The sequence below is a fragment of the Candidatus Protofrankia californiensis genome (assembly GCF_900634765.1).
GTDB lineage: Bacteria > Actinomycetota > Actinomycetes > Frankiales > Frankiaceae > Protofrankia > Protofrankia californiensis.
In genome coordinates this window covers 3385-4856 of record NZ_CAAAFT010000444.1, presented here as the reverse complement: position 1 = coordinate 4856, position 1472 = coordinate 3385, and the positions used below count along the sequence as shown (strand labels likewise).

3 protein-coding genes are annotated in these 1472 nt (G+C 65.5%); all 3 read left to right on the top strand.

The annotated features are described in order from the left end of the window. The first annotated feature begins 62 nt into the window (after positions 1-62). Positions 63-431 (top strand): 50S ribosomal protein L14, encoded by a 369-nt coding sequence (gene rplN, locus DD1DGNOD_RS22970; RefSeq protein WP_013875102.1) that lies wholly within the window; start codon positions 63-65, stop codon positions 429-431. An 11-nt stretch (positions 432-442) separates the two neighbouring features. Beyond that, entirely contained in the window at positions 443-760 is a 318-nt protein-coding gene (gene rplX / locus DD1DGNOD_RS22965; protein WP_131768653.1) for a 50S ribosomal protein L24, read from the top strand. 167 nt (positions 761-927) lie between these two features. Then, the coding region (gene rplE / locus DD1DGNOD_RS22960) for a 50S ribosomal protein L5 (RefSeq protein WP_131771019.1) at positions 928-1472 on the top strand (545 nt) is incomplete at its 3' end.

The window sequence follows — 1472 nt, the reverse complement described above, 5'->3', positions numbered from 1 at the left end:
CACAGTAGGTCCAGCGAGCCGGCCGCCGGCAGGCGGGCGCCGACGCAGTTCGGGAGCGGGAAGTGATCCAGCAGGAGTCGCGACTTCGGGTCGCCGACAACACGGGTGCCAGGGAACTGCTGTGCATCCGCGTACTCGGTGGTTCGGGGCGTCGTTATGCCGGTATCGGCGACATCATCGTCGGGACCGTGAAGGACGCCCTGCCCGGGGCCGGCGTCAAGCGTGGTGACGTGGTCAAGGCGGTCGTCGTACGCACTACCAAGGAGCGTCGTCGCCCCGACGGCTCCTACATCCGGTTCGATGAGAACGCGGCCGTGCTCATCAAGGACGGCGGAGATCCCCGAGGCACGCGTATCTTCGGGCCGGTTGGTCGCGAGTTGCGTGACAAGAAGTTCATGAAGATCATTTCGCTGGCGCCGGAGGTGCTGTGACCGTGGCCGGAATGAAGATCAGAAAAGGTGACACGGTCCAGATCGTGACGGGCAAGGACCGCGGTCTCAAGGGAAAGGTCATCAAGGCCTTCCCAACCGAGAACAAGGTGCTCGTCGAGGGTGCCAACCGGGTCACCCGGCACACCCGGGTGAACACCTCGGCTCGCGGTTCGCAGTCCGGCGGGATCATCACCCAGGAAGCGCCCATCCACATCAGCAACGTCATGATCGTGGATCCCTCCGACGGCCGCCCCACCCGGATCGGCTACCGCATCAACGACGACGGCACGAAGGTGCGGATCTCCCGCCGTACCGGCACCGAGCTGTAGACAGACATGGCTAATGTGATCGACGGGATTACCGGCGGCGCCCAGGCGGCGCCTGGCGGCGTTCCTGTCGGCTTGCGTGCCCTCCGGGCACGCGGCGCCTCCCACGGCCCTGCCGGGTCGCCGTGGGGATCGCGGTCCGTTGGGCAGAGGCTGCAAGGAAACGAGAGATGACAACTACCACTGAAGCCCGTCCGCTGCCGCGGCTCAAGCAGCGGTATCGCGAGGAGATCGCGGCGAACCTGCGTGAGCAGTTCCAGTACGCGAACGTGATGCAGATTCCGACCGTGGTCAAGGTCGTGGTCAACATGGGCGTCGGTGACGCCGCCCGGGACGCCAAGCTCATTGACGGGGCGCTGCGGGACCTTGCTTCGATCACCGGCCAGAAGCCGGCCGTCCGGCGGGCGAAGAAGTCCATCGCGCAGTTCAAGCTGCGCGAGGGAATGCCCATCGGCGCGAAGGTGACCCTGCGCGGCGACCGTATGTGGGAGTTCCTGGACCGGCTGGTCTCGATCGCCCTCCCGCGTATCCGCGACTTTCGGGGGCTGTCGCCGAAGCAGTTCGACGGTTCCGGCAACTACACCTTCGGCGTGATCGAACAGTCGATCTTCCATGAGATCGACATCGACCGGATCGACCGGATCCGCGGTATGGACATCACGGTTGTCACGACCGCAACCACCGACGACGAAGGTCGGGCGTTGCTTCGGGCGTT